This is a genomic window from Aeromonas sp. R1-1, from assembly GCF_040908495.1.
Taxonomy (GTDB): domain Bacteria; phylum Pseudomonadota; class Gammaproteobacteria; order Enterobacterales; family Aeromonadaceae; genus Aeromonas; species Aeromonas veronii.
Map to the genome: position 1 here is coordinate 1 of NZ_JBFODV010000039.1, position 26,569 is coordinate 26,569.

The 26,569-nt window shown below is 46.9% G+C and carries 21 protein-coding genes; 19 read left to right on the forward strand and 2 right to left on the reverse strand.

Annotated elements, in window-relative coordinates; translation table 11 throughout:
* Window positions 1-553: 553 nt before the first annotated feature.
* The 19 genes from AB5Y92_RS01765 to AB5Y92_RS01855 all read left to right on the forward strand — a co-directional run bounded on the left by AB5Y92_RS01765 (window position 554) and on the right by AB5Y92_RS01855 (window position 22,871).
* Window positions 554-1,759, forward strand: coding sequence for an O-antigen ligase family protein (locus tag AB5Y92_RS01765; RefSeq protein ID WP_164536396.1), 1,206 nt, complete (start codon window positions 554-556; stop codon window positions 1,757-1,759).
* The gene (locus AB5Y92_RS01770) at window positions 1,760-2,926 is read left to right on the forward strand and encodes a hypothetical protein (RefSeq protein ID WP_164536397.1); all 1,167 of its coding nucleotides are present in this window, start codon (window positions 1,760-1,762) and stop codon (window positions 2,924-2,926) included.
* Window positions 2,910-4,046 carry an N-acetyl sugar amidotransferase gene (locus tag AB5Y92_RS01775; RefSeq protein WP_164536398.1) on the forward strand — a complete coding sequence of 379 codons (1,137 nt, stop codon included), beginning with the start codon at window positions 2,910-2,912 and terminating at the stop codon, window positions 4,044-4,046. The genes AB5Y92_RS01770 and AB5Y92_RS01775 overlap by 17 nt, the downstream gene beginning before the upstream one ends.
* On the forward strand, window positions 4,043-4,663 hold the full coding sequence (hisH, locus tag AB5Y92_RS01780) for an imidazole glycerol phosphate synthase subunit HisH (RefSeq protein ID WP_164536399.1): 621 nt from the start codon (window positions 4,043-4,045) through the stop codon (window positions 4,661-4,663). Before AB5Y92_RS01775 ends, hisH begins: the two co-directional genes overlap by 4 nt.
* Window positions 4,664-4,665: 2 nt before the next feature.
* The gene (locus AB5Y92_RS01785; RefSeq protein ID WP_164536400.1) at window positions 4,666-5,457 is read left to right on the forward strand and encodes an AglZ/HisF2 family acetamidino modification protein; all 792 of its coding nucleotides are present in this window, start codon (window positions 4,666-4,668) and stop codon (window positions 5,455-5,457) included.
* Window positions 5,458-5,466: 9 nt separating this feature from the next.
* The gene (locus tag AB5Y92_RS01790) at window positions 5,467-7,608 is read left to right on the forward strand and encodes a bi-domain-containing oxidoreductase (RefSeq protein ID WP_164536401.1); all 2,142 of its coding nucleotides are present in this window, start codon (window positions 5,467-5,469) and stop codon (window positions 7,606-7,608) included.
* The gene (locus AB5Y92_RS01795; RefSeq protein ID WP_368225298.1) at window positions 7,605-9,419 is read left to right on the forward strand and encodes an alginate lyase family protein; all 1,815 of its coding nucleotides are present in this window, start codon (window positions 7,605-7,607) and stop codon (window positions 9,417-9,419) included. The genes AB5Y92_RS01790 and AB5Y92_RS01795 overlap by 4 nt, the downstream gene beginning before the upstream one ends.
* Entirely contained in the window at window positions 9,416-10,660 is a 1,245-nt protein-coding gene (locus tag AB5Y92_RS01800) for a glycosyltransferase family 4 protein (protein WP_368225300.1), read from the forward strand. Before AB5Y92_RS01795 ends, AB5Y92_RS01800 begins: the two co-directional genes overlap by 4 nt.
* Window positions 10,644-11,240: a sugar transferase gene (locus AB5Y92_RS01805; protein WP_368225301.1), complete on the forward strand. Its 597-nt coding sequence runs from the start codon at window positions 10,644-10,646 to the stop codon at window positions 11,238-11,240. Before AB5Y92_RS01800 ends, AB5Y92_RS01805 begins: the two co-directional genes overlap by 17 nt.
* Window positions 11,230-11,874: an acetyltransferase gene (locus AB5Y92_RS01810; RefSeq protein WP_236351569.1), complete on the forward strand. Its 645-nt coding sequence runs from the start codon at window positions 11,230-11,232 to the stop codon at window positions 11,872-11,874. The genes AB5Y92_RS01805 and AB5Y92_RS01810 overlap by 11 nt, the downstream gene beginning before the upstream one ends.
* A gap of 28 nt (window positions 11,875-11,902) precedes the next feature.
* Window positions 11,903-13,078 (forward strand): DegT/DnrJ/EryC1/StrS family aminotransferase, encoded by a 1,176-nt coding sequence (locus tag AB5Y92_RS01815; protein ID WP_368225304.1) that lies wholly within the window; start codon window positions 11,903-11,905, stop codon window positions 13,076-13,078.
* A 60-nt stretch (window positions 13,079-13,138) separates the two neighbouring features.
* On the forward strand, window positions 13,139-15,100 hold the full coding sequence (locus tag AB5Y92_RS01820; protein ID WP_368225306.1) for a polysaccharide biosynthesis protein: 1,962 nt from the start codon (window positions 13,139-13,141) through the stop codon (window positions 15,098-15,100).
* Window positions 15,101-15,303: 203 nt separating this feature from the next.
* Window positions 15,304-16,389, forward strand: a complete 1,086-nt coding sequence (gene rfbB / locus AB5Y92_RS01825) for a dTDP-glucose 4,6-dehydratase (protein WP_368225321.1) — start codon at window positions 15,304-15,306, stop codon at window positions 16,387-16,389.
* Complete coding sequence (gene rfbD / locus AB5Y92_RS01830; protein WP_368225308.1) at window positions 16,389-17,276, forward strand: dTDP-4-dehydrorhamnose reductase; 888 nt, start codon at window positions 16,389-16,391, stop codon at window positions 17,274-17,276. Before rfbB ends, rfbD begins: the two co-directional genes overlap by 1 nt.
* A gap of 115 nt (window positions 17,277-17,391) precedes the next feature.
* Complete coding sequence (gene rfbA, locus AB5Y92_RS01835; RefSeq protein WP_368225309.1) at window positions 17,392-18,279, forward strand: glucose-1-phosphate thymidylyltransferase RfbA; 888 nt, start codon at window positions 17,392-17,394, stop codon at window positions 18,277-18,279.
* A gap of 69 nt (window positions 18,280-18,348) precedes the next feature.
* A complete protein-coding gene (rfbC, locus tag AB5Y92_RS01840; protein WP_368225311.1) occupies window positions 18,349-18,924 on the forward strand; it encodes a dTDP-4-dehydrorhamnose 3,5-epimerase in 576 nt (191 codons plus the stop codon).
* A 49-nt stretch (window positions 18,925-18,973) separates the two neighbouring features.
* On the forward strand, window positions 18,974-20,032 hold the full coding sequence (locus AB5Y92_RS01845) for an LPS O-antigen chain length determinant protein WzzB (protein ID WP_368225313.1): 1,059 nt from the start codon (window positions 18,974-18,976) through the stop codon (window positions 20,030-20,032).
* Between the two features lie 91 nt (window positions 20,033-20,123).
* Complete coding sequence (locus AB5Y92_RS01850; protein WP_368225315.1) at window positions 20,124-21,854, forward strand: Wzy polymerase domain-containing protein; 1,731 nt, start codon at window positions 20,124-20,126, stop codon at window positions 21,852-21,854.
* Window positions 21,855-22,460: 606 nt separating this feature from the next.
* Window positions 22,461-22,871: an H-NS family nucleoid-associated regulatory protein gene (locus AB5Y92_RS01855; protein WP_005344269.1), complete on the forward strand. Its 411-nt coding sequence runs from the start codon at window positions 22,461-22,463 to the stop codon at window positions 22,869-22,871.
* Between the two features lie 538 nt (window positions 22,872-23,409).
* Here AB5Y92_RS01855 and AB5Y92_RS01860 read toward each other — a convergent pair.
* Both AB5Y92_RS01860 and AB5Y92_RS01865 read right to left on the reverse strand, forming a co-directional pair.
* Complete coding sequence (locus AB5Y92_RS01860) at window positions 23,410-24,774, reverse strand: efflux transporter outer membrane subunit (protein WP_368225317.1); 1,365 nt, start codon at window positions 24,772-24,774, stop codon at window positions 23,410-23,412.
* Window positions 24,775-24,776: 2 nt separating this feature from the next.
* Window positions 24,777-26,569, reverse strand: a 1,793-nt coding sequence (locus AB5Y92_RS01865; protein WP_368225319.1) for a MacB family efflux pump subunit, incomplete at its 5' end; no start/stop codon positions are given.

Genomic DNA, 26,569 nt, shown 5'->3' on the forward strand with positions numbered 1-26,569 from the left:
GAACGACAACCAACTGGCGATGTTGTTTACGCTGGCGAATCTGTTTCGCGTGGACCAGATGATACGGGCATGGGATAGCTGTGCCCAAAAATCGAGATAAGCCTCGAAAATGAGGCTAAATTGCGCTTAATAGCGGAATAATTGCGGCAAAAGTCAGGTTTTTGGAGTGATGGGCATTTCAAATGCGGACAAAGAGTTCGTGGTGAAGGTGCGAACCGCTTGTTCGCAGCTTCCTTAAATTATCACGCGTAATCATCAATGCAGAGGAATAGCTAACAAATGGACTCGATTGAAAGGCCTCATGTATGCCGTGTTTCCTTTCCATGGGAATGGCTATGGAGCAGTGAAGGTGCTTTACCATGAGGGCAAATTATTTAGCAAGCGTCCAGCATAAGGGGCTGAATACGTTACGTGGTGATACCACTCGCAAAGCCATTCTACGAAAGAAACAGCAATTTACTGGTATGAGCAGTATTCTCGAAAAGAGGGCTGGCAAAAATTGTAAAAAAATAAAAATTTCTTCATGCTATCGATCTGGTGGGATCGCATTAATATGAGATATACTCCAACTTTAAGCTTGTTATTAATAAAGATTACAATATATATAATTATTCCTGCTCTATTATTAGCTCATGGGATAATATGGCATCATTATAATGTTTCTAGTCCTGAAATTATTTATGCTATGAAACTATCCTATATCTTAGTATTGGTTGGTATGCTATGGCATATTGATTTAAAGTTTTCAGTTAGTTTTAGCTTAATTGATGAATACATTTTTTTTGGTTTTACGGTTATATTGCTTTCATCTCTAATTGCACCGTTCGTCTCAGAAGTAGGTACTTTAAGGTACACTATATCTGATTTTATTGGGTTTGCCTTAATTCCAATATACTATGTTACGGCTATAAACTTCATATGCCATAAATCCATTGGTATAGATGAATTTATAGTTATAGTTATCAACGCAACATTTTTTTCATCATTGTCAGTACTCTTTATGTATATATATACCAGTGGTGCAAAAGTGAGTATTCCACCAGAGCTTCATTTTGGTGGCGCATTAGCCATAGCATATCTTATTTTTAATTTTAATATAATACGCTTTCCAATTCTTATTAAAATTATTATAATAATGGCAGCTTGTGTATTTTCCTTACAAAGGATAAATATTATTGTATTGGTCATACCAATAATGTTATTTGTTTTAATGAACGTTTTTAACGTAAAGAAAATATTGGCGATAATAGCTTTTGTCATATTAACATCCTTCTCTTTTTACCTTGTAAATGGCGATGCTATTGTTAATGTTATTTCTAGCTTCTCATTTGATTTATCTGATTCTTCGCTAAACTTCCACAATTCATCTGCAAATCAGAGGTTAATTGAAATATCTCTAATTTTAAGAGAGTTGTCATCTTATGATTGGTATACTTATCTTATCGGAAAAGGTTTTGGGGCGGAGTATCATAACTATATGAATGCGGTGCCACATTATGATGAGGTAATGCACCATGCCCATTCATCCCCATTCTTAATTATGTTAAGAAATGGTATTTTAGGTGTGGCGTTTATTTTTACTATACCTATTTTTTTTATTTCTCGATTAACCAATAAAAATATAAGTGCTATTGTTATATCTGGACTTATAAGTACATATATTGCTCTTTTAGTTGACCAGTATATATATTGGGGAGCTCTCTTTGCAATTAGTTTGGCTCTGTGTTCATCAGTATTTAAAATGACGAAGGTTCGATGAATGAAAATCCAAACTATGATGTTTAAAACGTATGTTTTAAATTTATTGCAAGTTATAAGTATGGGATTGTTTAATATTCTCGTTCCTTTCTTTGTCGGATTTGATAGCTATGGTTATTATGTCAGTATCTTTGCTATCCCCGGTTTTGTTGTAGCGCTATTGGAAACTAGATTGCTAGTTAATAAATATGATAGCGTAAACGCTATATATATTATTGTCTTTTTTGTTATGTCACTGTGTGTTAATGGTGTTGTTCTTGGTTATGAACAGAGTGTATTTACAGGACTTATATATATTACTCTAGTTTGCAGGTGTCTTATTTATGTGTCGATAGTTAGGCTCCCCAGCGCTGACTTTAATGAAATATATTTCAAGTCGGAATTTATTTCGATTTGTTGTTTTGTTCTTATGTTCTTATGTTCATACTTTTTTATAAATAACATTGCCAAAATATATTTTGTTTTTATTTTTTTCTTTTCATTGAATATGTCATTTTCACTGGTGGGTTACCTTTTTTTAAGGGGGGTAAAAAAAGAAGGTCCTAATGATAATTGCGTTATTTCTATTGGTTACACTATCCAAAGTGCTTCTTTTGACGTTAGGAAAATTACAAAAATATTCAATTATAGGTTGTTTGAAGATTATGTTTTTACATTTAGCCCATTGCTTCTATCATTGAGTGGTGGTGATCAGTTCGCAGGGGTGTATAAGTTTCATACCTCAATACTTAAGTTGGGAATTAAATTTTATCCTGTTCGATATGAAACGTTTTTTGATTTTATTGACTTTATCCATAAAGATAACATCAAAAATATTTTATATCTAAATATCTTAATTTCACTTTTTATATTTGGTGGTATGTTTTTTATTCTGGCTTTAGCTGATTTTTTTAAAATTGCTGGTATAAGTTTACATTATAGTTTTCTTTCAATGTTAGTCATGTGTCCATTTTTAGCGTTTGTGATTGCAGCATTTCCTGCTGAGGTTGACAAAGATGATGGAGTCGTCATTCTGCAAATTGCAACCATAATTATTCTATTGATATTTTCTCAAATATATTATGGCTCATATGGATTTCTAATTTCATTGTTTATATTTTTTTATTTTATTCTGTTTTACTTAAAATTATCAAAAACTATAAGAGGTAAAAATGAACATAAAGCATAAAATTTGTTCCAATTGCGTTATGGACACAACCGACTCAAAAATTGTGTTTGATGCAAATGGCGTATGTGACCATTGCTTAGACTTTGAAGAAAATGTAAAGCCAAGATGGCACACCGACGAGCGGGGTGAAGCTGAACTGAATAGAATTATAGCCAAAATCAAGGAAGATGGTAAAGACCGTGATTTCGATTGCATTATTGGTATGAGTGGTGGTGCCGATAGCTCTTATTTGTTGCATGTGGCGGTAAAAAAATATGGCTTACGGCCACTAGTATTCCATGTTGATGGAGGCTGGAATTCGCAAATCGCGGTTAATAATATTAACGTGATGATTGAAAAGCTGGGGCTTGATCTTTACACAGAGGTTATTAACTGGGAAGAGATGAAAGCGTTCCAGTTAGCCTACTTTCGTGCTGGAGTGTCTAATATTGATGTTCCGCAAGACCACGCTTTTGTTGCTACCTTATACAATTTTGCAGCAAAATATAAGATTAAGTACATTTTAAATGGCGGTAATATTTCTACGGAAGTTGTACGCAACCCACTAGAGTGGCTGTATTATGGCACTGATATGAAGCAGATCCGTGCTATTCGTAATCTTTATTGTGATAATCCGCTGAAATCGTACCCATTCAGTAGTGTATTACGTCATAAGTTTTATCTGCGTTATATCCAAAAAGTGCAGGTAGTTAAGCCTCTTAATTACTTCCCTTATATTAAAGAGCAGGCTATGCAAGTATTGGCTGATGAATACGGTTGGATACCTTATCCACAAAAGCACTTTGAAAGCCGTTTTACCAAATTTTACGAAGGTTATTGGCTGCCGAAAAAGTTTGGCTACGATACCCGTAAAGTACAGTACTCGAGCCTGATTTTAACTGGCCAGATGACGCGTGAAGATGCATTGGATAAATTGAAAACACCAGCAATATCTGATGAAGATGCCAAGCATGATTTTGAGTATATTGCGACTAAACTAGATATCAGTGTTGAAGAACTAAAAAAATACTTTGACCAGCCTAATAAAACATATAAAGATTATCCAAATCAGGAGTCAATGTTTAATTTGGGGGCCAAGGTACTTAAGTTTTTCGGTGTAGAGAGATCAATTAAACGATGATTACCATAGTTGACTATGGCCTTGGCAATATTAAGGCCTTTGCTAATGTTTATAAAGGGCTTAATATACCAACCTGTTACGCATCAACACCAGAGCAATTGCAAAAAGCTAGCAGAATTATTTTGCCTGGTGTTGGTGCTTTTGACCATGCAATGCACAAGCTTAATACATCAGGCTTGCGTGAAATTTTGGATAACTTAGTGTTAGAAAAAAAAGTACCGGTCATCGGAATTTGCGTCGGTATGCAAATGATGGCACACAGCAGTGAAGAGGGGATAAGTGCGGGGCTCGGCTGGATTAACGGCTCGGTGAAGCGTTTTAGTTTTCAAGGCGAGGTGGAAAAAATAAATAATCCATTACCACACATGGGATGGAACAATATTTTTCCTGTTAAAGAATCACCACTAGTAGCTCATTTGGATGAGCATAAAAGGTTTTATTTTTTGCACTCCTATTACTTTGAATGTGTTAACCATACAGATGTTGTTGCGACAGCAAATTATGGGTTCGATTATGCTTGCATTGTTAATCATGAAAATGTGTATGGTATTCAGTGTCACCCAGAAAAAAGTCACCATAATGGTGTTTCATTGCTAAAGAATTTTTCGGAGTTGTAATTATGCTGTCTCCAAGAATTATTCCAGTGTTACTAGTGCATGAAAAAGGATTGGTAAAAACAGTCAAGTTTAAGGATCCAAAATATGTGGGTGATCCTATCAACGCAGTTAAGATATTCAATGAGAAAGAAGCTGACGAGTTAATTGTGATTGATATTGATGCTTCAATAAAGGGTGTAGAGCCTGACTACAAACTGATAGAGAAGTTAGCAACTGAATGCCGCATGCCTCTATGCTATGGTGGGGGCATAAAAACAGTAGAACAGGCCCAGCGTATATTAGGGCTTGGTGTTGAAAAGGTGGCCTTGAGCTCAGTCGTGTTTAAAAAACCAGAGTTAATAACAGAACTTGCAGAGCATGTCGGTCGACAAAGTGTTGTAGTCATTCTTGATGTAAAGAAGCGTTTTTTGGGTGCAAAATATGACTGTTACTCACTGAACGCTAAGGTTAATCAAAAGGTCTGCGCCTTTGAGTTGGCCCAAAAAGTGGAAGCTTTAGGTGCAGGTGAGATTGTTATCAACTCTATTGATAATGATGGTGTGATGAAAGGTTACGATATTGACCTCATTACAAAGATTAAAAGTCTGGTGAGCGTTCCTGTTACTGCAGTTGGTGGCGCAGGGAGTTATGATGACATTAAAACCTTGCTGCGAAATCATCCTATTATCGGTGCGGCTGCCGGCAGTGCCTTTGTCTTTAAAGGTAAATATAAAGCTGTACTAATTAACTACCCTACAGTAGTTGAAAAACTCAATATATTGTCAGTTACATCTGATATAATGAAAAAGGATTGATTAATTTTTATGAAGCAAATATTGCAAGATATGGCAAAGGGTGGTTCAAATTTAGTGGAAGCTCCTGCGCCTAGAGCTACTGTTGGCAGTGTATTAATTGATACTAGTATTACTCTGATTTCGGCAGGTACAGAGCGTATGCTGGTTGATTTTGGTAAAGCGAGTTTATTTGATAAGGCTTGTCAACAACCTGACAAAGTAAGGATGGTTTTGGAAAAAGTCCAAACTGACGGACTGATGACAACTTTAGAAGCGGTACAGTCTAAGTTGGCACAACCGTTACCTTTGGGTTATTGTAACGTTGGTGTTGTTAATACTGTAGGTAAGGGCGTTAGTGGTTTTAAAGAGGGCGATCGTGTCGTATCTAATGGTCCTCATGCTGATGTTGTTCGTGTACCTAAAAACTTGTGTGCTTTAATTCCTGACAATGTAACCGATGAAGAAGCATCCTTTACGGTCGTCGCGAGCATTGGTTTACAAGGTATTCGTTTAGCTAAACCAACGCTGGGCGAAGCGTTTGCTGTGACCGGTGTTGGTTTAATTGGCCTATTAACAGTTCAATTGCTTCGTGCTCAAGGTTGTCGTGTACTGGCTATTGATTATGATGAGGCTAAGCTTGAGCTTGCTAAGCAATTTGGTGCGCATGTTTGTAACCTAAGCAAAGGCGAAGATCCCGTTGCTGCCGGTATGTCATTTAGCCGTGGACATGGTGTGGACGGAGTAATTATCACTGCTTCTACAAAGTCAATTGATCCGGTGACACAAGCCGCTCGGATGAGCCGTAAGCGCGGTCGAATTATCCTTGTTGGTGTTGCTGGGCTAGAGCTCAATCGTGCGGATTTCTACGAAAAAGAATTAACTTTCCAAGTATCTTGCTCTTATGGGCCTGGTCGCTACGATGCTAATTATGAAGCAAAAGGCCATGATTACCCTTATGCTTTTGTTCGCTGGACAGAACAACGTAACTTTGAAGCTATCTTAGATATGATTGCCTCTGGGCAAGTCGATGTTAAACCACTGATTACGCATAGATTCAAATTTGAACAGGCAGCCGAAGCGTATGGGCTGTTAACGTCCGATAAATCAGCCTTAGGTATTCTCCTGCAATACGACAGTGATGTGAACTCACGCCATCAGAGCTCATTAACACTTGATGCAGAAGCCAATTTTGAGGCATCTAGACCTGTTGTAGGGTTTGTTGGAGCTGGTAACTACGCTTCTCGCATGTTGATCCCCGCGTTTAAAGCGGGCGGTGCTCAATTACATTCTATAGCTACTTCTGGTGGTATTAATGGTGTGACCCATGGTACGAAAGCGGGTTTTGCGAAAACGACCACAGATACAAGTGCCATGATGTCTGATCCAGAAATCAATACAGTGGCAATTGTAACACGCCATAATAGCCATGCACGTTTTGTCTGCGAAGCACTTAATGCTGGGAAGAATGTATTTGTTGAAAAGCCACTTGCCATAACATTCGAAGAGCTTGCTGAAGTGGAGGCGGCTTATTATTCAAGAGTTTCTAATTCCTCCGCACCTAAATTAATGGTTGGATTCAACCGTCGCTTTTCACCTCAAATACAAAAAATGAAAGCACTTCTTTCCTCAGTGAAAGAGCCCAAAAGCTTTATAATGACAATGAATGCGGGAGCAATTCCAGCAGATCATTGGACACAAGATAATGAAATTGGTGGTGGTCGTATTATTGGTGAGGCGTGTCATTTCATTGATCTAATGCGATTCCTTGCAGATTCCGAAATTGTTTCAGTACAGTGCCGCAGAATGGGTGATGTCGATGGTGTTGACATTAAAGAAGATAAAGCTGCGATACTTCTTGGTTTTGCAGATGGTTCCTTTGGCACTATTCATTATCTTGCCAATGGGGCAGCAAACTTTCCTAAAGAACGTGTTGAAGTGTTTGCCGCGGGACGAGTGCTGCAACTTGATAACTTCCGCAAGCTGAAAGCATATGGCTGGCCAGGCTTTAGTAAAATGAATCTCTGGAAGCAAGATAAAGGTCAAATAGGTTGTGTAGCTGCATTCCTTAATTCGATTGAAACTGGAAAAAAGTCTCCAATTCCAGCACGAGAGCTCTTTGAAGTGGCTAAGATTACGATTGAAATTGCAGAGCAACTACGTAAGCAACAATGAAATTCAAACTAAAAGCTCGGACTGCAATAAAACTCGGATTGATCAATCTGTGCAGAGCTGCTGTTTATCAGATCGGAGTTCGCAGTGGTCTAAATCCAGTGAGGAGGCTTACTCAGGTCCCGATATCGGGGCCTTGGTTCCGCTCTGTATTAATTTCAGTTCAGCATGTTCCTGAGAAGGTGTACCAATTTTCTCCTTTTGGTTGGTTATCTGAATTACCTGCCAGTGAGTTAAGCTGGAACAAGAGTGTCCTCACTGGGAAAGGTCATTCTGCCATGGATAAACCTTGGTTCCTTTTGTCTGACTTTGATTCTAACGTCGGTGATATTAAGGGTGTTTGGGAAGCATCTAGGTTTGATTGGGCATTGGGTTTAGCAAGAGACTATCTCTCAGGGAGAGAACAAGCACTTGATGAGCTTAATACAACAATTAAAGATTGGCTTGAGCATAATCCGCCTTATTTAGGCCCGAATTGGAAGTGCGGGCAAGAAGCCTCAATACGGGTCATGCACTTAGCATTCACCGCTAAACTGCTAGATCAAGTCCATAAGCCTGAATCTGCACTTTTGGAGTTGGTTAAAGCTCATTTAAAACGTATTTCTCCTACGATATCTTATGCCGTTGCTCAAGATAATAACCATGGAACTTCTGAAGCGGCTGCTCTATTCATCGGCGGAAGTTGGCTTGTTTTCAATGGAGATAAAACCGCTACTCACTGGCAAAAAAAAGGGCGTAAGTGGTTAGAGAATCGCGCAAATCGCCTTATCGAGGATGATGGTAGTTTTAGTCAGTATTCGGCTACATATCATAGGGTAATGCTTGATACTTATGTTATGGCTGAGTTATGGCGGCGTGAGTTGAAATTACCTAAGTTCAGTGAGAAAATGTACATAAAATTAAAAGCAGCAACCAATTGGTTGTATCAGATTACTCAAACCAGAGATGGCGATGCGCCAAACTTAGGTGCAAACGATGGTGCTCGTTTATTGCAGTTAACAAGTACGGATTATCGTGATTTTCGACCATCAATACAGCTAGCATCAGCTGTTTTTTTGAGAGCGCTAGCATGGAAAGATAATAGTGAGTATGACAGACCGTTTACGCTATTAGGTATCGATAGGCCAGAAAACGCACTGCCAAAACCATCGTCTTTTCATTTTGAAAAAGGTGGTTATATCGGATTACGAAACCAATCTGGTGCATTTGTATTATTTAACTACCCACGTTTTTTCTTTCGTCCAAGCCAATGTGATGCGCTTCATGTTGACTTTTGGTTTGATGGTGTAAATATTTTTCGAGATGGTGGCACATTCAGTTATAATGCGGGGCAAAATTTTATCGATTACTACAGCGGTACACAAAGTCATAACACAATCCAATTTGACGAGCATGACCAAATGCCAAGAATTAGCCGTTTTTTGCTAGGTTGTTGGTTAAAAGCCAAAGAAATCAACTTTGATGAGCATGGATTAACTGCTCAAGCGGGCTACCGAGATTACTTGGGATGTGAGCATCAAAGAAAGATTTCTCTTACGGAAAAATCTTTGACGATAATTGATCATGTTCAGGGCTTTAAAAATAAAGCAGTCCTTCGCTGGCGATTGAACCCAGATAATTGGCAGGTTCAAGGGCAAATGGTATCTAACGGTAATCATAGTATCATTATCGCAAGTGACGTAAAAATTGACCGTTTAGAGATAATAGAAGGAAGAGAGTCTCGCTATTACTATCAAGAACGTTCTATCCCTGTTCTTGAGGTGGAGATTTCAATAAATGGAAAAATTATAACAGAGTATCAATTTCAATCATGAATATTCTTTATTTTCATCAACACTTTTCAACACCGAAAGGTTCTGCTGGAATTCGTTCTTATCAAATGGCTAGGCGCCTTATACATCATGGTCATAACGTTACCATGGTGTGTGGATCTTATGGTGGCGGAGAAACCGGGCTCGATTCAGCGTTTGTGTCAGGAAAGCGTGAAGGTTTGGTTGATGGTATTCGAATCATCGAATTTGATTTGGCATATTCCAACTCAGATGGCTTTCTTAAAAGAGGCATGACTTTTGTTAAGTTTGCACTGAAAAGTATCGGCTTGGTGTTTACGGAAAAATACGATGTTCTATTTTCAACAACCACGCCATTAACAGCGGGTGTTCCAGGGATTTGCGCTCGCTGGCTTCGTGGCAAACCATTCGTATTTGAAGTGCGAGATTTGTGGCCTGAGTTACCAAAAGAAATGGGGGTAATTAAAAACCCTGTCATTTTGGGGTTGATGTCTCTATTAGAATGGGCCTCTTACCAAAGTGCACATCGTTGTATTGGCCTTTCTCCTGGTATTGTTGAAGGTATCAAGAAAAGAGGCGTGGATGATAACAAAATCTTGATGGTTCCGAATGGGTGTGATTTGTCCATTTTCAGCCAACCAAGTGAGCCGTGGCGACCAAAGGGTGTAACTGAACAAGATCTCATGGCTATTTTTACGGGGACCCATGGAATAGCAAACGGCTTGGATGCGGTTCTAAGTGCGGCGAGTGAACTGCAAAGACGTGGTAGGGACGATATTAAACTTGTTTTGGTTGGTCAAGGTAAATTAAAACCTCAATTGGAGTCGAGAGCCCAAGAGTTACAACTGAAGAATGTCATCTTTCACCCTCCTGTCAAGAAAGATAAGTTAGCTGGGCTCATGGCAAGTGCTGATATCGGTATGCAAATATTGGCTAATATCCCCGCATTTTACTATGGCACATCACCAAACAAGTTTTTTGACTATATTGCTGCAGGACTTCCCGTTATCAATAATTATCCAGGTTGGTTGGCAGGAATGATAGAGGATCATCAGTGTGGGTTTACCGTTGAGCCAGAAAATGCAAAGGCGTTCGCAGATGCATTGGAGCAAGCTGCCGATGACAGGGAAATACTGGTTAAAATGGGCCTCCGAGCGAAAGAGCTGGCAGATACTCAATTTAATCGTAATCAGCTAGCGGAAAAATGGGTTGAATGGGTAACAAACAGGGCAAACCAGGGGAAGAAAAATGAAAAGGTTATTTGATATCTTGGTTTCACTCTCCATGCTTATCCTATTTTTTCCGATGATTGCTCTGGTCGCGTGGAAAATACATAAGAATCTTGGTTCTCCGGTTTTTTTTCGGCAAACCCGGCCAGGCTTAAATGGTAAACCTTTTGAGATGGTTAAGTTTCGCACCATGAAAGATGAAACAGATTTTCTGGGTAACATTTTGCCCGATGCTGAGCGAATGACGCCTTTTGGAAATAAGTTGCGCAACAGTAGTTTGGATGAATTACCTGAGTTGTGGAATGTATTAAAAGGTGACATGTCTTTGGTTGGGCCAAGACCCCTATTGATGCAATATTTGCCTCTTTACAGCAAAGAGCAAGCTCGCCGACATGAGGTGCGCCCGGGGGTTACAGGTTGGGCGCAAATAAATGGCCGTAATGCAATTAGTTGGGAAGATAAATTCAAGCTTGATGTATGGTATGTCGATAATCGATCATTTTGGTTGGATTTTAAGGTTTTGCTATTAACGGTCAGAAAGGTATTAATTAAAGATGGGATCAGTGCTGAGGGGCATGTCACTATAGAACCTTTCAGGGGGAGGAATGAAAAGTAAGGCTTTTCGCATGATTAAATGTGCCATCTTGGGTGCGAGTGGCCACGGCAAGGTGATTGCTGAGTTGGCGGAGCTAAATGGTTTTAAAGAGATTATTTTTTTTGATGATCGCTTTCCTGAATTAATGCAACTTGCTCATTGGCAAGTTAAAGGCTGTACTACTGATTTACTAGCGTTAGTTCAAGACTTTGATCTAGTAGTGGTGGCGATTGGCAATAATTCAACAAGGTTGCAAAAATTAAGGGTATTGCAACAGTTCGGAGCAAAGCTCGTACCACTCGTTCACCCTCATGCTACTGTTAGTGGCTATGCACAATTGGGAGAAGGTACTGTAGTGATGGCACATGCTGTAGTCAATGCGTTTGCCACTGTTGGGGTTGGCGGTATTATTAATACCAGTGCAACAGTTGATCATGATTGCGTGTTAGCTGATGGTGTTCATATTAGTCCCGGAGCTCATCTAGCCGGAGGGGTTTGTGTCGGTGAACATAGTTGGATTGGCATTGGTGCACAAGTCAATCAATTGATCTGTATTGGCAATAAAGTAATAGTTGGTGCTGGTGCGACTGTCATTCGTGATATTCCAGATTTTCAAACCGTGGTAGGTACGCCTGCAGTGGTAATTTCTCATTAATTTATTTTTAAGTTGTAAGGAAGATGTCGTGTTGAATACTACTTTTTCCCCTTGGCCCTCTTTTACTAAAGAAGAGGCTGATGCTGTAAGTCAGGTTATTTTATCCAACAAGGTGAATTATTGGACTGGCAATGAGTGCCGTGAGTTTGAAAAAGAATTTGCTGCGTGGGTTGACAGTGAATATGCAATTTCGCTCGCCAATGGTACCCTAGCTTTAGATGTTGCCATTAAGGCATTGGGCGTAGGGGCCGGAGATGATGTTGTCGTTACTCCGCGCACCTTTTTGGCATCGGCTTCCGCAATCGTTACTGCCGGCGCCAATCCTGTTTTTGCTGATGTTGATCTTAACAGTCAAAATATTACTGCTGAGTCAATTGCCAAGGTGCTTACCCCAAATACCAAAGCCGTGATTGTCGTACATCTGGCGGGGATGCCAGCGGATATGGATCCGATAATGGAACTCGCTGCAGAGCATGGGTTTTATGTGATTGAGGATTGTGCTCAAGCGCACGGTGCAAAGTACAAAGGGCGCAGTGTTGGTTCTATTGGTCATGTGGGGGCTTGGAGCTTCTGTCAGGATAAAATCATGACCACCGGCGGTGAAGGGGGTATGGTTACTACGAGTGACAAAGAGCTGTGGCAAGCAATGTGGTCGTATAAAGATCATGGTAAAAGTTACGATTCGGTTTATCATAAACAACATGCACCGGGTTTTCGCTGGGTGCACGACAGTTTTGGCACTAATTGGCGCATGATGGAAATGCAGGCAGTTATTGGCCGTATTCAACTCAAAAGGATGGCTGATTGGACAGCCAAGCGTATTGCCAATGCTGCTCAGTTAGATGCAGTTGCAGCCAATTATCCGTTGCTGCGCCTGGTTGATGTGCCTGCCGATTTCATTCATGCCGAATACAAGCACTATTTCTTCGTCAATGAGGACTATTTGGCTGAAGGTTGGAGCCGTGATCGGATTATTGATGAGGTTGTGGCACGTGGGGTGCCTTGCTATCAAGGTAGTTGTTCCGAGGTTTACTTGGAAAAGGCTTTCGACAATACTCCATGGCGACCAAAACAACGTTTGCCACATGCCAAGTTATTAGGTGAAACCAGTTTAATGATGCTGGTGCATCCAACCTTAAGCGCAGATGAAATGTTGCGTAGTTGCCAAGCGTTGGCTGAAGTGTTGGCATTAGCAAGTCGCTGATATTTTTATTGGCGATGCAGCCAGAACATGGCATCGCCATTTACATAGCACGGTGAATTTATGTTGACGACTTTTATTGGTATGCCACGGCTATATAAGAGAATTATTAGTGTCTTTGTTGACTTAGTGTTGTTAACGTTGGCTTTTTGGGGGGGGTATTGGGTGCGGCTGGATAGCGATATTCCGTTGCAGAGTATGATTCACTGGCAAGTGCTGGCGTTTTTGTTGCCGATCACCATCGTCATTTTTATGAGGTTAGGGCTGTATCGCGCAGTATTACGCTATGTCGGTTTCAAGGTGTTATGGACTGTGTCGCTTGGCGCTCTTCTTTCCACAATGTCGTTGGTTATGCTGGCATTTTTTTTGGGGGTTCCACTTCCTCGTACTGTATCTGTTATCTATTTTGCTTTTTCGGTGTTGCTGATCGGTGGGGTGCGGCTATTTTTTCGGGCTCTGGTCCAGCGCAGCAGCCAGCAACGAGTGGCGGTGCTGATTTACGGTGCTGGATCTTCCGGGCGGCAGTTGCAGCTTGCGTTGAATCAAGGGCAGGAGTATCTGCCGGTGGCGTTTGTTGACGATGATCCTACGTTGGCTAAAACAATGATCCAAGGGGTAAACGTTTACGGTAATGACGCCATCGAGGCGTTGATCGAGCGCTTTGATATTAAAAAAATCTTGCTGGCCATGCCTAGTGCTTCGCGTAGTGTCAGGCAAGCGGTGATCAATCGACTGGAGCAGTGCCCATGTGAGGTTCTTTCTATCCCAGGTATGGCAGATCTGGTTGAGGGGAATGCTCATATCGATGAGCTTAAAGAGGTTAGTATTGAGGATTTGTTGGGGCGTGATGCTGTTGCCCCGATCCCTGAACTAATCAATGCCAATATATCTGGCAAACGGGTAATGGTGACGGGAGCGGGCGGTTCTATCGGTTCTGAATTATGTCGTCAGATAATCCGTTGTAAACCTGCGCGGCTAGTGTTGTTTGAGCTTTCTGAATATGGACTATATGCCATTGATAAAGAGCTGCAAGAAATAAGTCAGCAAGAAGGGTTGCAGGTTGAGATAGTGCCATTGCTGGGGTCGGTGCAGCGGCAACATCGCTTGCAAGCTGCTATGAGTACCTTCCAAATCCAGACTATTTACCATGCAGCTGCTTATAAGCATGTCCCCCTGGTTGAATACAACGTGGTGGAGGGGGTGCGCAATAATGTGTTTGGCACACTTTTTTGTGCACAGGCAGCTATCAGGGCCAAGGTTGAAACCTTTGTGCTGATTTCGACTGATAAGGCGGTGCGTCCCACTAATACGATGGGAACCACCAAGCGATTGGCCGAACTGGTGCTGCAATCATTGGCTGCTGTGCAGCAGCAAACTCGTTTTTGTATGGTCCGTTTTGGTAATGTTCTCGGCTCTTCAGGTTCTGTTGTGCCACTGTTTCGTAAGCAGATCCGTGATGGTGGCCCTTTGACTTTGACCCACCCCGACATCATTCGTTATTTCATGACTATTCCTGAGGCATCGCAATTGGTGATCCAGGCGGGGGCAATGGGGCAAGGTGGGGATGTATTTGTGTTGGACATGGGCGAGCCGGTCAAGATCATTGATTTGGCCCACCGGATGATCCGCTTGAGTGGCCTGAAGCTCAAGAGCGACAAATACCCCACAGGTGATATCGAGGTTAAGATCACCGGATTGCGCCCCGGTGAGAAGCTGTTTGAAGAGTTACTAATTGGTGATCAGGTTGAGGGCACTGCCCATCCCCGAATTATGAAAGCCTCAGAGTCGATGCTGCCATGGCCACAACTGCGGGCGTTTTTGGCCGAGCTCGATAGCGCGTGTTTCCGCTTTGATCATGAGCAGATCCGTAGCCTGCTGTTAAGTATGCCGACCGGTTTTAATCCTACCGACGGGATTTGCGATCTGGTATGGCAGGCAAAAAAGACTTTGCCGCATGAACCGAGCCTGAGTGTGGTCGAGGACATTGATTTTCTTCATTCAGAGAGTCATCAGCCGATGCATTAAACGGCATGTTTTATGGTATGCACAGTGTTTGCATTAATGACGGAGCAGATAGATGGACAGAGGGACAACATGTTGAGCATCAATAGCTTGTTTGGGCCGAAGCAATCCTCTGCCCTCATCAGGGGCAATGCTCTGTCAGAGAGTAGCCTTCAAGTATGTCTTGTCAGTCGGCCTTATATCGTAATAATACTCGCTTAAATATGTTGAAAATTCTCGTTACCGGTGGTGCAGGCTTTATCGGCTCTGCTGTCGTGCGCCATATCATCCGTGATACCCTGGATGCCGTTATCAATCTCGATAAACTCACCTATGCTGGCAATCTGGAATCCTTGGCCGATGTATCGACAAGCGAGCGTTATGCGTTTGAGCAAGTGGATATCTGCAACCGTGCCGAGCTGGATCGGGTGTTTGCCCTGCACCAGCCGGATGCCGTGATGCATCTGGCCGCCGAGAGCCATGTTGACCGCTCCATTACAGGGCCAGCTGACTTTATCGAGACCAATATCGTCGGCACCTATATGTTGCTGGAAGCGGCTCGCGCTTACTGGAATGGTCTGGACGAGGTGCGCAAGGCGGCCTTCCGCTTCCACCATATCTCCACTGACGAGGTGTATGGTGATCTGCCCCATCCGGATGAAGTCGCCGTCGGTGAACCATTGCCGCTCTTCACTGAAACCACCCCCTATGCCCCCAGCAGCCCCTATTCTGCCTCCAAGGCCTCCAGCGACCATCTGGTGCGCGCCTGGCGCCGCACCTACGGTCTGCCGACCATCGTCACCAACTGCTCCAACAACTACGGCCCGTATCACTTCCCCGAGAAGCTGATCCCGTTGGTCATTCTTAACGCGCTGGATGGCAAGCCGTTACCTGTCTATGGCAAGGGCGACCAGATCCGTGACTGGCTCTATGTGGAAGACCACGCGCGCGCGCTCTACAAGGTGGTGACCACTGGCTTGGTCGGAGAGACCTACAACATTGGCGGTCACAACGAGAAGCAGAATCTGGAGGTGGTACACACCATCTGCGATCTGCTGGACGAGATGGTGCCGAAGGCGGGCTCTTATCGTGAGCAAATCACCTATGTGGCGGATCGCCCCGGCCACGATCGCCGCTATGCCATCGATGCGACCAAGATGAGCAGTGAGCTTGCTTGGCAACCGCAAGAGACCTTTGAATCCGGTATTCGCAAAACTGTGCAGTGGTATCTGGATAACCAGCAGTGGGTCAACAACGTCAAGAGCGGTGCCTACCAATCCTGGATTGAGCAGAATTACGGGGAGCGTACTTGATGCATATTTTGCTGTTTGGCAAAAACGGCCAGGTCGGTTGGGAGCTGCAACGTGCACTGGCCCCGCTGGGCCGCATCACTGCCGTTGATTTTGACTCCACCGATTATTGTGGCGATTTCAGCAACCCGGCAGGGGTGGCCGATACGGTACGTCTGGTCAAGCCGGACGTGATTGTCAACGCCGCGGCCCATACCGCAGTCGACAAGGCGGAGAGCGAGCGGGAGTTTGCCGAGCTGCTCAACGCGACCAGTGTAGCGGCGATCGCCAAAGAAGCGGAAGCATTGGGTGCCTGGTTGGTGCATTACTCCACCGACTATGTGTTCGATGGCAGCGGTGAGCGCCCCTGGGTAGAAACCGATGCAACTGCTCCGCTCAACGTCTATGGCGAAACCAAGCTGGCGGGTGAACAAGGCGCAGCCATCTGCTCACGTCACCTGATCTTCCGCACCAGCTGGGTCTATGCCGCCCGCGGCGCCAACTTTGCCAAGACCATGCTGCGCTTTGGCAAAGAGCGTAGCGAGATGTCAGTGATCAATGACCAGTTCGGTGCTCCGACCGGAGCCGAGTTGCTGGCCGATTGCACCGCCCATGCTCTCCGCGTGGCGCAGCGCAAACCCGAGGTCACCGGGCTGTACCATCTGATTGCCTCTGGTACCACAACCTGGTTTGACTACGCCCAGCTGGTGTTTGCCAAAGCCAGAGAAGCCGGCGTTGAACTGGCTGTGACACAGCTCAATGCGGTGCCGACCAGCGCCTTCCCGACCCCGGCCAAACGACCCCATAACTCCCGCCTTGATACTGGTAAATTCCAGCGCACCTTCGATCTGGTGCTACCGGACTGGACCGTCGGTGTGGAGCGGATGTTGACCGAGATCCTGGGCAAATAAATCACTGGTCAGGGATGTGTTGAACACCTGCCTGGCTGGCAGGGATAAAACGTAAAAGGTGTGGCTTCAAGCCACCCTTTGTTCTTTTGCAATTTAAAAATAAGAAACAAGCATCATGACCAAACGTAAAGGGATTATTCTGGCCGGTGGCTCTGGCACCCGTCTCTATCCTGTGACCATGGCGGTGAGCAAGCAGCTGCTGCCCATCTATGACAAGCCGATGATCTACTACCCGCTCAGCACCCTGATGCTGGCGGGTATTCGCGATATTCTGATCATCAGCACGCCGCAAGATACTCCCCGCTTTGAGCAGTTGCTGGGTGATGGCAGCCAGTGGGGCCTGAACTTGCAATACAAGGTACAACCAAGCCCGGACGGGTTGGCGCAAGCCTTTATTCTGGGTGAAGAGTTCATCGGTTCGGACCCCTGTGCGCTGGTGCTGGGGGACAACATCTTCTACGGCCACGACCTGCAGAAACAGTTGGAAGCCGCAGCGGCCAAAGAGAGCGGCGCTACTGTCTTTGCTTACCACGTGCAAGACCCTGAGAGTTATGGGGTGGTGGAATTTGATAAAGAGGGTACCGCTATCTCTTTGGAAGAGAAACCGTTTGAGCCCAAGAGCAACTATGCGGTGACCGGCCTCTATTTCTACGATAACAGCGTGGTGGAGATCGCCAAGAGTCTGAAGCCGTCGCCCCGTGGTGAGCTGGAAATAACAGATCTCAGCAATCACTACCTTGCAACAGGGCAATTGACGGTCGCCATAATGGGGCGCGGCTATGCTTGGCTCGATACCGGTACCCATGAAAGTCTGATCGAAGCGAGCAACTTTATTCAGGCCATCGAAAAGCGTCAGGGATTAAAGATTGCGTGTCCAGAAGAGATCGCTTTTCGCAAGGGGTTTATCGATGCCGATCAGTTGCGTGCACTTGCTATCCCGTTGGCAAAAAATGAATATGGTCAATACCTGCTTCGATTGCTTGTCACACAGCCTGATGTGTGACCTGAGGGAGACTTTCGAGCATAAGTGGAAGCTTTCAAGCTACTACCCTAGCAATCAAAAAATCAGTAAGTGATCACTTGGTTCTTTTTTCACATGGGTTTATCAATGCAATATCGTGCAACATCGCTGGCGGGGGTTATGATCCTTACGCCCACGACTTTTTCGGATCATCGCGGTCAATTTCGTGAGTGTTTTCGTCAAGATGAATTTGAAAAGCACTGTGGCCATTACCCGCTGGTGCAAGACAATCTGAGTCGTTCGGTCGGGGGCACGTTGCGTGGTTTGCATTACCAACGCAATCGACCACAAGGAAAACTAATACAGGTTATCAGCGGGACTATTTTTGATGTGGCGGTTGACATCCGACCAGCGTCGCCCACATACGGGCAATGGTTGGGTTGTCAATTAAATGCAGCACTCGGTGAGCTTATCTGGATTCCCCCTGGTTTTGCGCACGGTTTTTATGTGCTAAGTGACAGCGCTGATGTTTTTTACAGATGCAGCGATTATTATCATCCCGGTGATGAAGCTGCTATTCGATGGGATAGCCCTAATCTGGCGATAAAATGGCCATTATCTGAGCAGTGGCCCTTATTGCTATCGGATAAAGATCGCCAGGCCCCCTGTTTTGTTGGTGCCCCTTAATTGTGTCCCTGTCGTAAGATTTTTAACATTGATAATTAAGAGAGAAGAGATGAGCGAAAAAACGCCGGTTATTCCTAACCAGTGGGTGCAAGCCCCGGCATCAGATGAGATCGATTTACGTGAGCTGATGCTGGTGCTGTGGCGTCAGAAGCTGCTTATTATGCTGGTTACCCTGGTGTTTGCTTTAGGCGGTATTGCGTATGCGCTGTTGGCACCCCAGCAGTGGTCCGCTTCGGCAGTGGTGGCTGCGCCTAAGCCGGAGGACATGACACCGATGCGGAAAGTCTCAAAGCAGGCAACTGCATTGGGTCTTGTCGGTTTTCCCAGCGGAGAAGATCTTTACAAAGAGTTTATTGGTGAGTTCAATAGTTACGAGAATCGCCGTGATTATCTCAAAGCCAGCCCTTTATTCACCGAGGTGGTAAAAAACGATGGCCTGGATGGCAAGGCGCAGGTGCGTTGGTTGCGCGACTGGAGTAAATCGGTGACGGCTCAGCCTGTAGACAAGAAGGGGGAGGCGCCGGGTGTTGAGCTCAAGTTTGCTGCCCCCACCTCCGAGAAGTCGCTGGCAATGTTGGAGGGGTATATTGACTTCATTATCAAATTGCAACAAAAGCAGTTGATACAGCGACTCGCTGAACAGCGTGATCTGCAGTTGGATGGCATGAACACGGAGTATCGGATCATGCAGGAGGACACAAAACGTACCCTGCAACAGGAAATAGTAGAATTGGCGATGGCTAACAAAGTGGCCAAAGCGGCCGGTGTCAGCGCGCCACTGGAAAACTATAACGCGCAAGATCGTTTCCTCATTTCGCTGGGTTCAAAAGGTTTGGAAGAAAAGCTGTCATTGCTGAAATCCATCGACCTTGAGGTTTATCAACCCACATTGCAATCTCTGCAGGTGAAGATGGCACGCTTAAAAAGCATCTCTTTGGACGGTATTGCATTTCGCCCTTTCTCCTATCTTGACGCGCCAGATGAACCTCTTAGCCGCGACAAGCCAAAACGTCCGCTGATCGTGGTGTTGGCCACCCTGCTAGGTGGCATGCTGGGGGTGGGTATTGTGTTGGTCAAGCATGCATTTCGTCGACCCGACGAGGCATAATGGGTTTGCTAACGAACGAGAGGGGGGCGATTAGCCCCCTTTTTTATTCTCTTTCTCTGGATATCGGGTGGGCCTAAGGAGCCGGGCGGGAATGTTAACAAGACTCATGATGGTGCTATGCGTACTTTATTGGCTGTGCGGCATGCACTTTTTTATGCACAACCCAGGAGGCGCCGGGCTGTATCTTCCCTTTAACGCATGGGGATGGGTGTTTGCCTCGCTGGCTATTGGATTGGGATTGTGGCAGGTGACGTTACGCCAGCGTTTGGTCTTTTCTACATTACAAGCGGGTTTATGTATAGGATCACTCTTGCTGCTGTTCCCGATGCTCTATCCAGGTTTTGCACTCAAGGATTATGCCATTCCCCGATTGCTGGGCCTTTTTGCTGGTCTGCTGTTTTTGTTTGGACTCTATCAATGGCGCTTTAATCGGCAGCAGCGTGATCGCTTGCTCTATCTCATCCTGATTGCGATCTCGATGGAGGCCGTGCTGGGTCTGGTGCAGTTCTACCTGTTGACGACAGGTAACTGGATTGGCTATGACACCAAAGCCAATCGCCCTTACGGGATTTTTCAACAGCCAAACGTGATGGCGACGTTTATGGCGACTGGGATTGCCCTTGCCATCTGGCTGGAACTGCGTAGAGAGGGTGGTCGATTACTTATGGCGCTGCGCTATGGCGTCATTCTATCTGCAGCACTGCTGCTCGTTGTTTTGCAATCCCGAGTAGGGCAGTTAGGCGGTCTGCTAGCACTGTTTTTACTGATGCCTCAGCTTTATCGACAGCGTTTGCTATGGCGGATATTGGGTCTGGTTATTTTGGCTGTAGCGATTGGCCTGTTATCGCAATATTGGCTGGCTGGAGTAAAACGCGGATTAGAGATCTATCAGTCCGGTGGTATGCGCTCGATTTACTGGCCTTACGCGGCAAAACTGATTGCACAGGCTCCCTGGAGTGGTTGGGGATACGGCAGTTTTGAATCTGTTTTTCTTCATCACTACATGGCTGATAAAGCACTGAATCCGTCCATGGTGCAGATTGAGTACAATCTCGACCACCCCCACAACGAATTTCTCTATTGGGCTGTTGAGGGCGGTATTGCACCCATGGTCGGCATGGTGATCATGGGGGGCGCATTATTATGGCGTCTGGCAAGTGTGCGTTGGGTAAATGCTATGGGGCTGCTTGCCCTAGTTATACCGATATTGCTACATACCCAGACGGAATACCCGCTCTACCATGCGATCGTGTTATGGTGGTTGTTGCTGACGCTGATTTATATCATCGATACCGAAATTGAAGAGACCAACCTGGCGAGTCAGGGTTTCTCATCATGGTGGGATATGGAGTGCCGCCCATGGCTGTTACTGCGATTTATGGCGATCGCTATCCCGCTGCTGGTCGTTCCCTTTATGCTCACAGCAATTCACACCGCATGGGTAGTCACCAAATATGAACGGGGTGGGTATAAAGAGCCGACTTTGCTACTTGATATCGTCAATCCCATGGCTTGGTTGACCCGAGTGGAATTTGATGTGAACTCAGTTCGTCTGATGGTGGGCTTGCAGACAAATAACAAGACCGAACTGGCAGCTTATCTGGAGTGGGGGCAGGCATTCGTACGCCATACACCGCGTGCCAACATATACGCCAATATGGTGATCGCGCTTAATGCATTGGGTCGTACAGAGGAAGCCAATGCGATGCGAGCGGAAGCACTCAAGCTCTATCCAACCGAGCCCCTTTTAACTGGATCCGCTTCACAGGCAGTGATTACCGGTGTTGATCAATCAGGCAAGAATATAACCAAAAATAAATAGTGCTATTTGGCTACATAGAAAGCCAGCCCTTAAAAACGGCTGGCTTTTTTATTGTTTACCTTCTGGACGGCCAGTATCCGAACAGTCTGTTTTCGGACGCATACGTCTGTCAAATGGGCTATGAAAAGCATATTTGAAATGTCATGTGTTGTTTTCAACCAATTGATTAATATGTGATTTTATTGTTAGTGCTGAATGGGTTGATAGTCAATTGGGATATCCCCTCATAATCGGGTGACGGGACAGGATCTAGACATGTTCATTGCTAAACAGATAGGCGTAGTCTTGTCACATGATGTTGAACGTATGGTAGAAATTTGCGCTCAGGCTTATAAAGCAGGTTATAGAGCATCATTTGTTGGATGCTGAACTGGAAATTAATGAGTCTTGAAATAGCGATGTTCTTGAACACAAGATGGTAATCATCCCTCTACCCAGAAGAGCTGCACTCCAGCCGGTTTGTTATTGATAGTGGCAAGCATTCTATCTTGATGGTGAAAATTAAGAAAAAAAGAACGTTAATATAGAAAAACTGTATGTCGTCGGGAATTGTCCATGCTATTCTGAAACAGTTATCCCTGTAACCGACTTTTTTGTGAGGAAATAATGAACGAGTTTCTGAAAGTTCTGCTGAACATTCGCAGTCTGCGTGCGGCTATTCGTGAGCTGCCGTTTGAGCAACTGCTGGAAGCTAAAGAGAAGTTTGACCTGGTTTACCAAGAGCGCGCAGATTCTGTTGAACAGGAGCGTGCTGAACAGGAAGAGCGTCAGCGCAAGCTGAATGAATTCACCGAAATGCTGCAGCAGGCTGGTATTGATCCTCGCGAGCTGCTGGCGACTGCCGCTGCTCCGGCTGCTGCGACTGGCGCTGCCAAGAGCAAGCGTGCTCCGCGTCCGGCTAAATACAAGTACGAAGAAGATGGCCAGGAAAAAACCTGGACCGGTCAAGGCCGTATGCCGAAAGCCATTGCTGCCCAAGTAGCACTGGGTAAAGACCTGAACGATTTCCTGATCTAATTCGTCAGGTTCAGAGATTGAATAATGCCGCCCTTGGGCGGCATTATTTTTTGCCTTTTCACTCGTGGTTATCCAATCCGCCCTTTCGCCCCACTGTTATCTACATCCTCGCTTGTATCCTTTTTTCCGTCGTTTCACCACACTGTTCCTTTTCTCAATATCACTCGTTGTTTGCGATTAATTTTGTCGTGCAGGATTAACTGCGTGATATCGCTATTTGTATGCGTCGTGCAGATATGCGCTTCGGATATGTCATCTCATGATTCACGGGGCGCCGCTCGGCGAGAGCCGAGCTCTCTGCTGATGGAATATCCGGTAACCGTTATCTCCGATCAGGGTGCGTGAGGTATAGAGATAGCCGCAAGGTATAGCCGGGATATTCTGGGTCGCCGATGCATGTAATTGGATGGGCTGCCATAACTGCCCCTGATGATGAGCAATGGAGTTCGGTTGCCGTGTGGGCGAGGGAATTCGGTGCGGTCGATGGCGATGGTATTCCCCACTCTGCCGGCAGAGTGGGGAATGGCCGGGAGAATCGCTATCGGGGCGTCACGCTATCGCTGCCACCCAGGGCGCGATAGATTTTGGCGGTGGTGGTGAGCTGCTCTTTTTGCTGGGCCAGCAGGCTCTGCTGGGCATCCCACAGCCGGTTCTGCTCATCAAGCCAGGCTTGCACGCCGGTCGCGCCCGCCTGGAAGCGAGCCTTGGCCAGCCGTTCTGCCTCCTGGGCATAACTCAGCTGCTCTTGCAGATAATCGAGTCGCTGCTGGCCATAGTGGCGGGCGGCCAGATTGTCTTCCACCTCCACCAGTGCGGTGTAGAGCTGTTTGCGAAACTCGGTTTCAGCAATCTGGTAATCCAGCTCTGAGCTTTCAATGGCGAGCTGGGTGCGGTTGTATTCGAGGAAGGGGAGGGCAAGGCTGGCTCCCAGCGTACCAACCGGATTTTGCAGCACCTGCGCCAATCTATCGGATGCGGTGCTGGCACTGCCGGTCAGGGTCAGGCTGGGGTAGAAGCTGGTGCGGATCTCATCCCCTTTAGCCAGCGTCTTGCGCAGCCGCAATTCGGCCGCTTTGACATCGGGGCGGCGTGCCAGCACATCGGCCGGAATACCCACCGCAAGTTCTGGAATGGTCTGGGTTGCAAGGGAAGCGGGTGCATACTCCAGCGGCCCGCTGCTGCGGCCCAGCAACAGACGCAGGGCATTGCGAGCTTGCTCCTGCTGCGCCTTGAGGGAGGCCAGCTCAGCCTGTTTTCCGGCCAACTGTTGGCGTGCCTGCGCCAGATCGAGTCGGGTAATGGCGCCTGCCTGGTATTTGGTCTGGGTCAGCTGCTCGGTACGGGTCAGGTTGGCCAGCTGCTGTTCCCCAAGGGTGATGGCAGAGCCGAGATAGCCGAGCTGCCAATACTGCTCCAGGGTATTGCCGATCAGCAGCAGTCGGGTGCTGGCGAGATCCTGCTCGCTTGCCGCTGCTTCCCAGCTTGCCTGATCTCGCACCGAGGCGAGCTTGCCCCACAAATCTACTTCGTAACTGAGGCTCAGCGAGGGACCCAGACTGTTGGTGCCTTTGCCGGTTTTCAGATCCTTGTTGCCGCTGGCGGCGATAGTGCCATTGACCGAAGGCGTGAGGTTGGTATCGGCCTGCTCGGCGCCCAGTCGGGCGCTTTTGAGCTTGAGGGCCGCCACACGCATGTCCGGGTTGGCGGCCAGTACCGCGTCGACCAGTTTGTCGAGCTGGGGATCATGAAATTTCCGCCACCAGGGGCCAGCCTGCGTAGCCAGTTGGGTGCCCTCTGCTTGTTGCCATGTGGGGGCGATCGCCAGCTCGGGTCTTTGATAGGTGCTGTGCTGACTGCAGCCGCTGAGGGCCATGCAGAGAGCCAGCCAGGAGAGTTTGTGCATTGTTATTCCCTCGCCAGTGCGACAACAGGGTCGAGCCGCGCCGCATTGCGTGCCGGCAGGTAACCAAACAGGATCCCGATGAGTGACGAGCAGCCAAAGGCCATCAGGATGGAGAAGAGCGAGAACTGCATCTTGATGGAGTCCACCAGCAGTGAAAAGAGCGCGCCAATACCGAGCGAGAGGCCGACGCCGAAGATCCCCCCCAGCAGGCTCACCATCACAGCTTCAATCAGAAATTGCTGCAGGATATCCGACTGGCGGGCGCCCACGGCCATGCGAATGCCGATCTCGCGGGTGCGCTCCACCACCGACACCAGCATGATGTTCATCACGCCCACCCCGCCGACGATCAGCGAGATCACCGCGATGGCCGAGACCATCAGGGTCATGGTGGCGGTGGTTTTCTCTACCGATTTGATGATGCTGTCGCTACTGAAGGTGAAGAAATCCTTCACCCCGTGGCGCTTGGTGATCAGCTCGATCACCGCCTGCTCGGCCAGTGCCGGTTGTACCCCGTCTTTGACCCGGATGGTGATCTGGCTGAAGTGGTGCTGCGAGATGAGGCGACTCATCACCGCGCTGTAGGGCAGCCAGATATTGACTGACTGGCTGGTGGGGCCAAAGCCGGTCTCCTGCGAAACCACACCGACAATCCGCACCGGCAAGGTGCCGACCAGTACCACCTTGCCGACCGGCTCCTCCTTGCCAAGCAGGCTGGTGATACTCTTCTTGTCCACCACGGCGACGGCGGCACGCTGCTGGATATCTTGCCACTCCAGTAAGCGACCACTGACCAGCGTCATCCCCTTGACTTTGAAATAGTCGTTACCGACCCCGGTCACGTTGCCGCTGTTGGTCTTGTTGCGATAGCGCAACTGGCCGGAGCTGCCGATCTCGGGGCTGGCGCCCGCAAGATAGGGTTGCCCCAGCAGTGCATCGAGATCCCCCTTGTTGAGGGTCTGGATGCTGGCCATCTTCTCATCGCCCCATCCTTTACCCGGGAAGATTTCGATGGTGTTGGTGCCCATCGCATTGATCTGGTCGATCACCTTGGCGCGCGCCCCCTGGCCAAGAGCGACCACGCTCACCACGGCGGCGATGCCGATGATGATGCCGAGCATGGTGAGGAAGGTGCGCATCCGGTGGGCGAGCATGGCATGGATCGCCATCCGTCCCGCTTCCCGATAACGATCCCAGTCGTGACCCATGGCACCTTTAGTGGGCACTATTTTTTGAGGGGCTGTGGCGGTGGCTGGAGCCAACACGGCCGTTTGGCAGGGGCCGCTATCTTGTTCAATCCGACCATCCTTGAGAGTGATGATCCGGTCGGCATGGCTGGCCACGTTCATATCGTGGGTGACCAGAATGATGGTGTGGCCCTGAGCGTGCAGCTCCTTGAGGATCGCCATCACCTCCTTGCCGCTCTGGCTATCCAGTGCGCCGGTCGGTTCATCGGCGAGGATCACTTCGCCGCCATTGGCCAGCGCTCGGGCGATACTGACCCGCTGCTGCTGACCGCCGGAAAGCTGACCCGGGGTGTGGTGACTGCGATCGCGCAGTCCCAGTCTGCCCAGCAGCTGACGCGCGCGCGCCTGGCGATCCGGACGGCTGGTGCCGGCATAGACGGCTGGGATCTCCACGTTGGCGGCGGCATCGAGATGGGGCAGCAGGTGGTAGCGCTGAAAGATAAAACCGAAGTGGTGGCAGCGCAGCCGGGCCAGCGCCAACGCATCCATGGTGGCGGTGTCCTGACCGCGAAACAGATACTGGCCGCTGCTCGGGCTATCGAGACAAC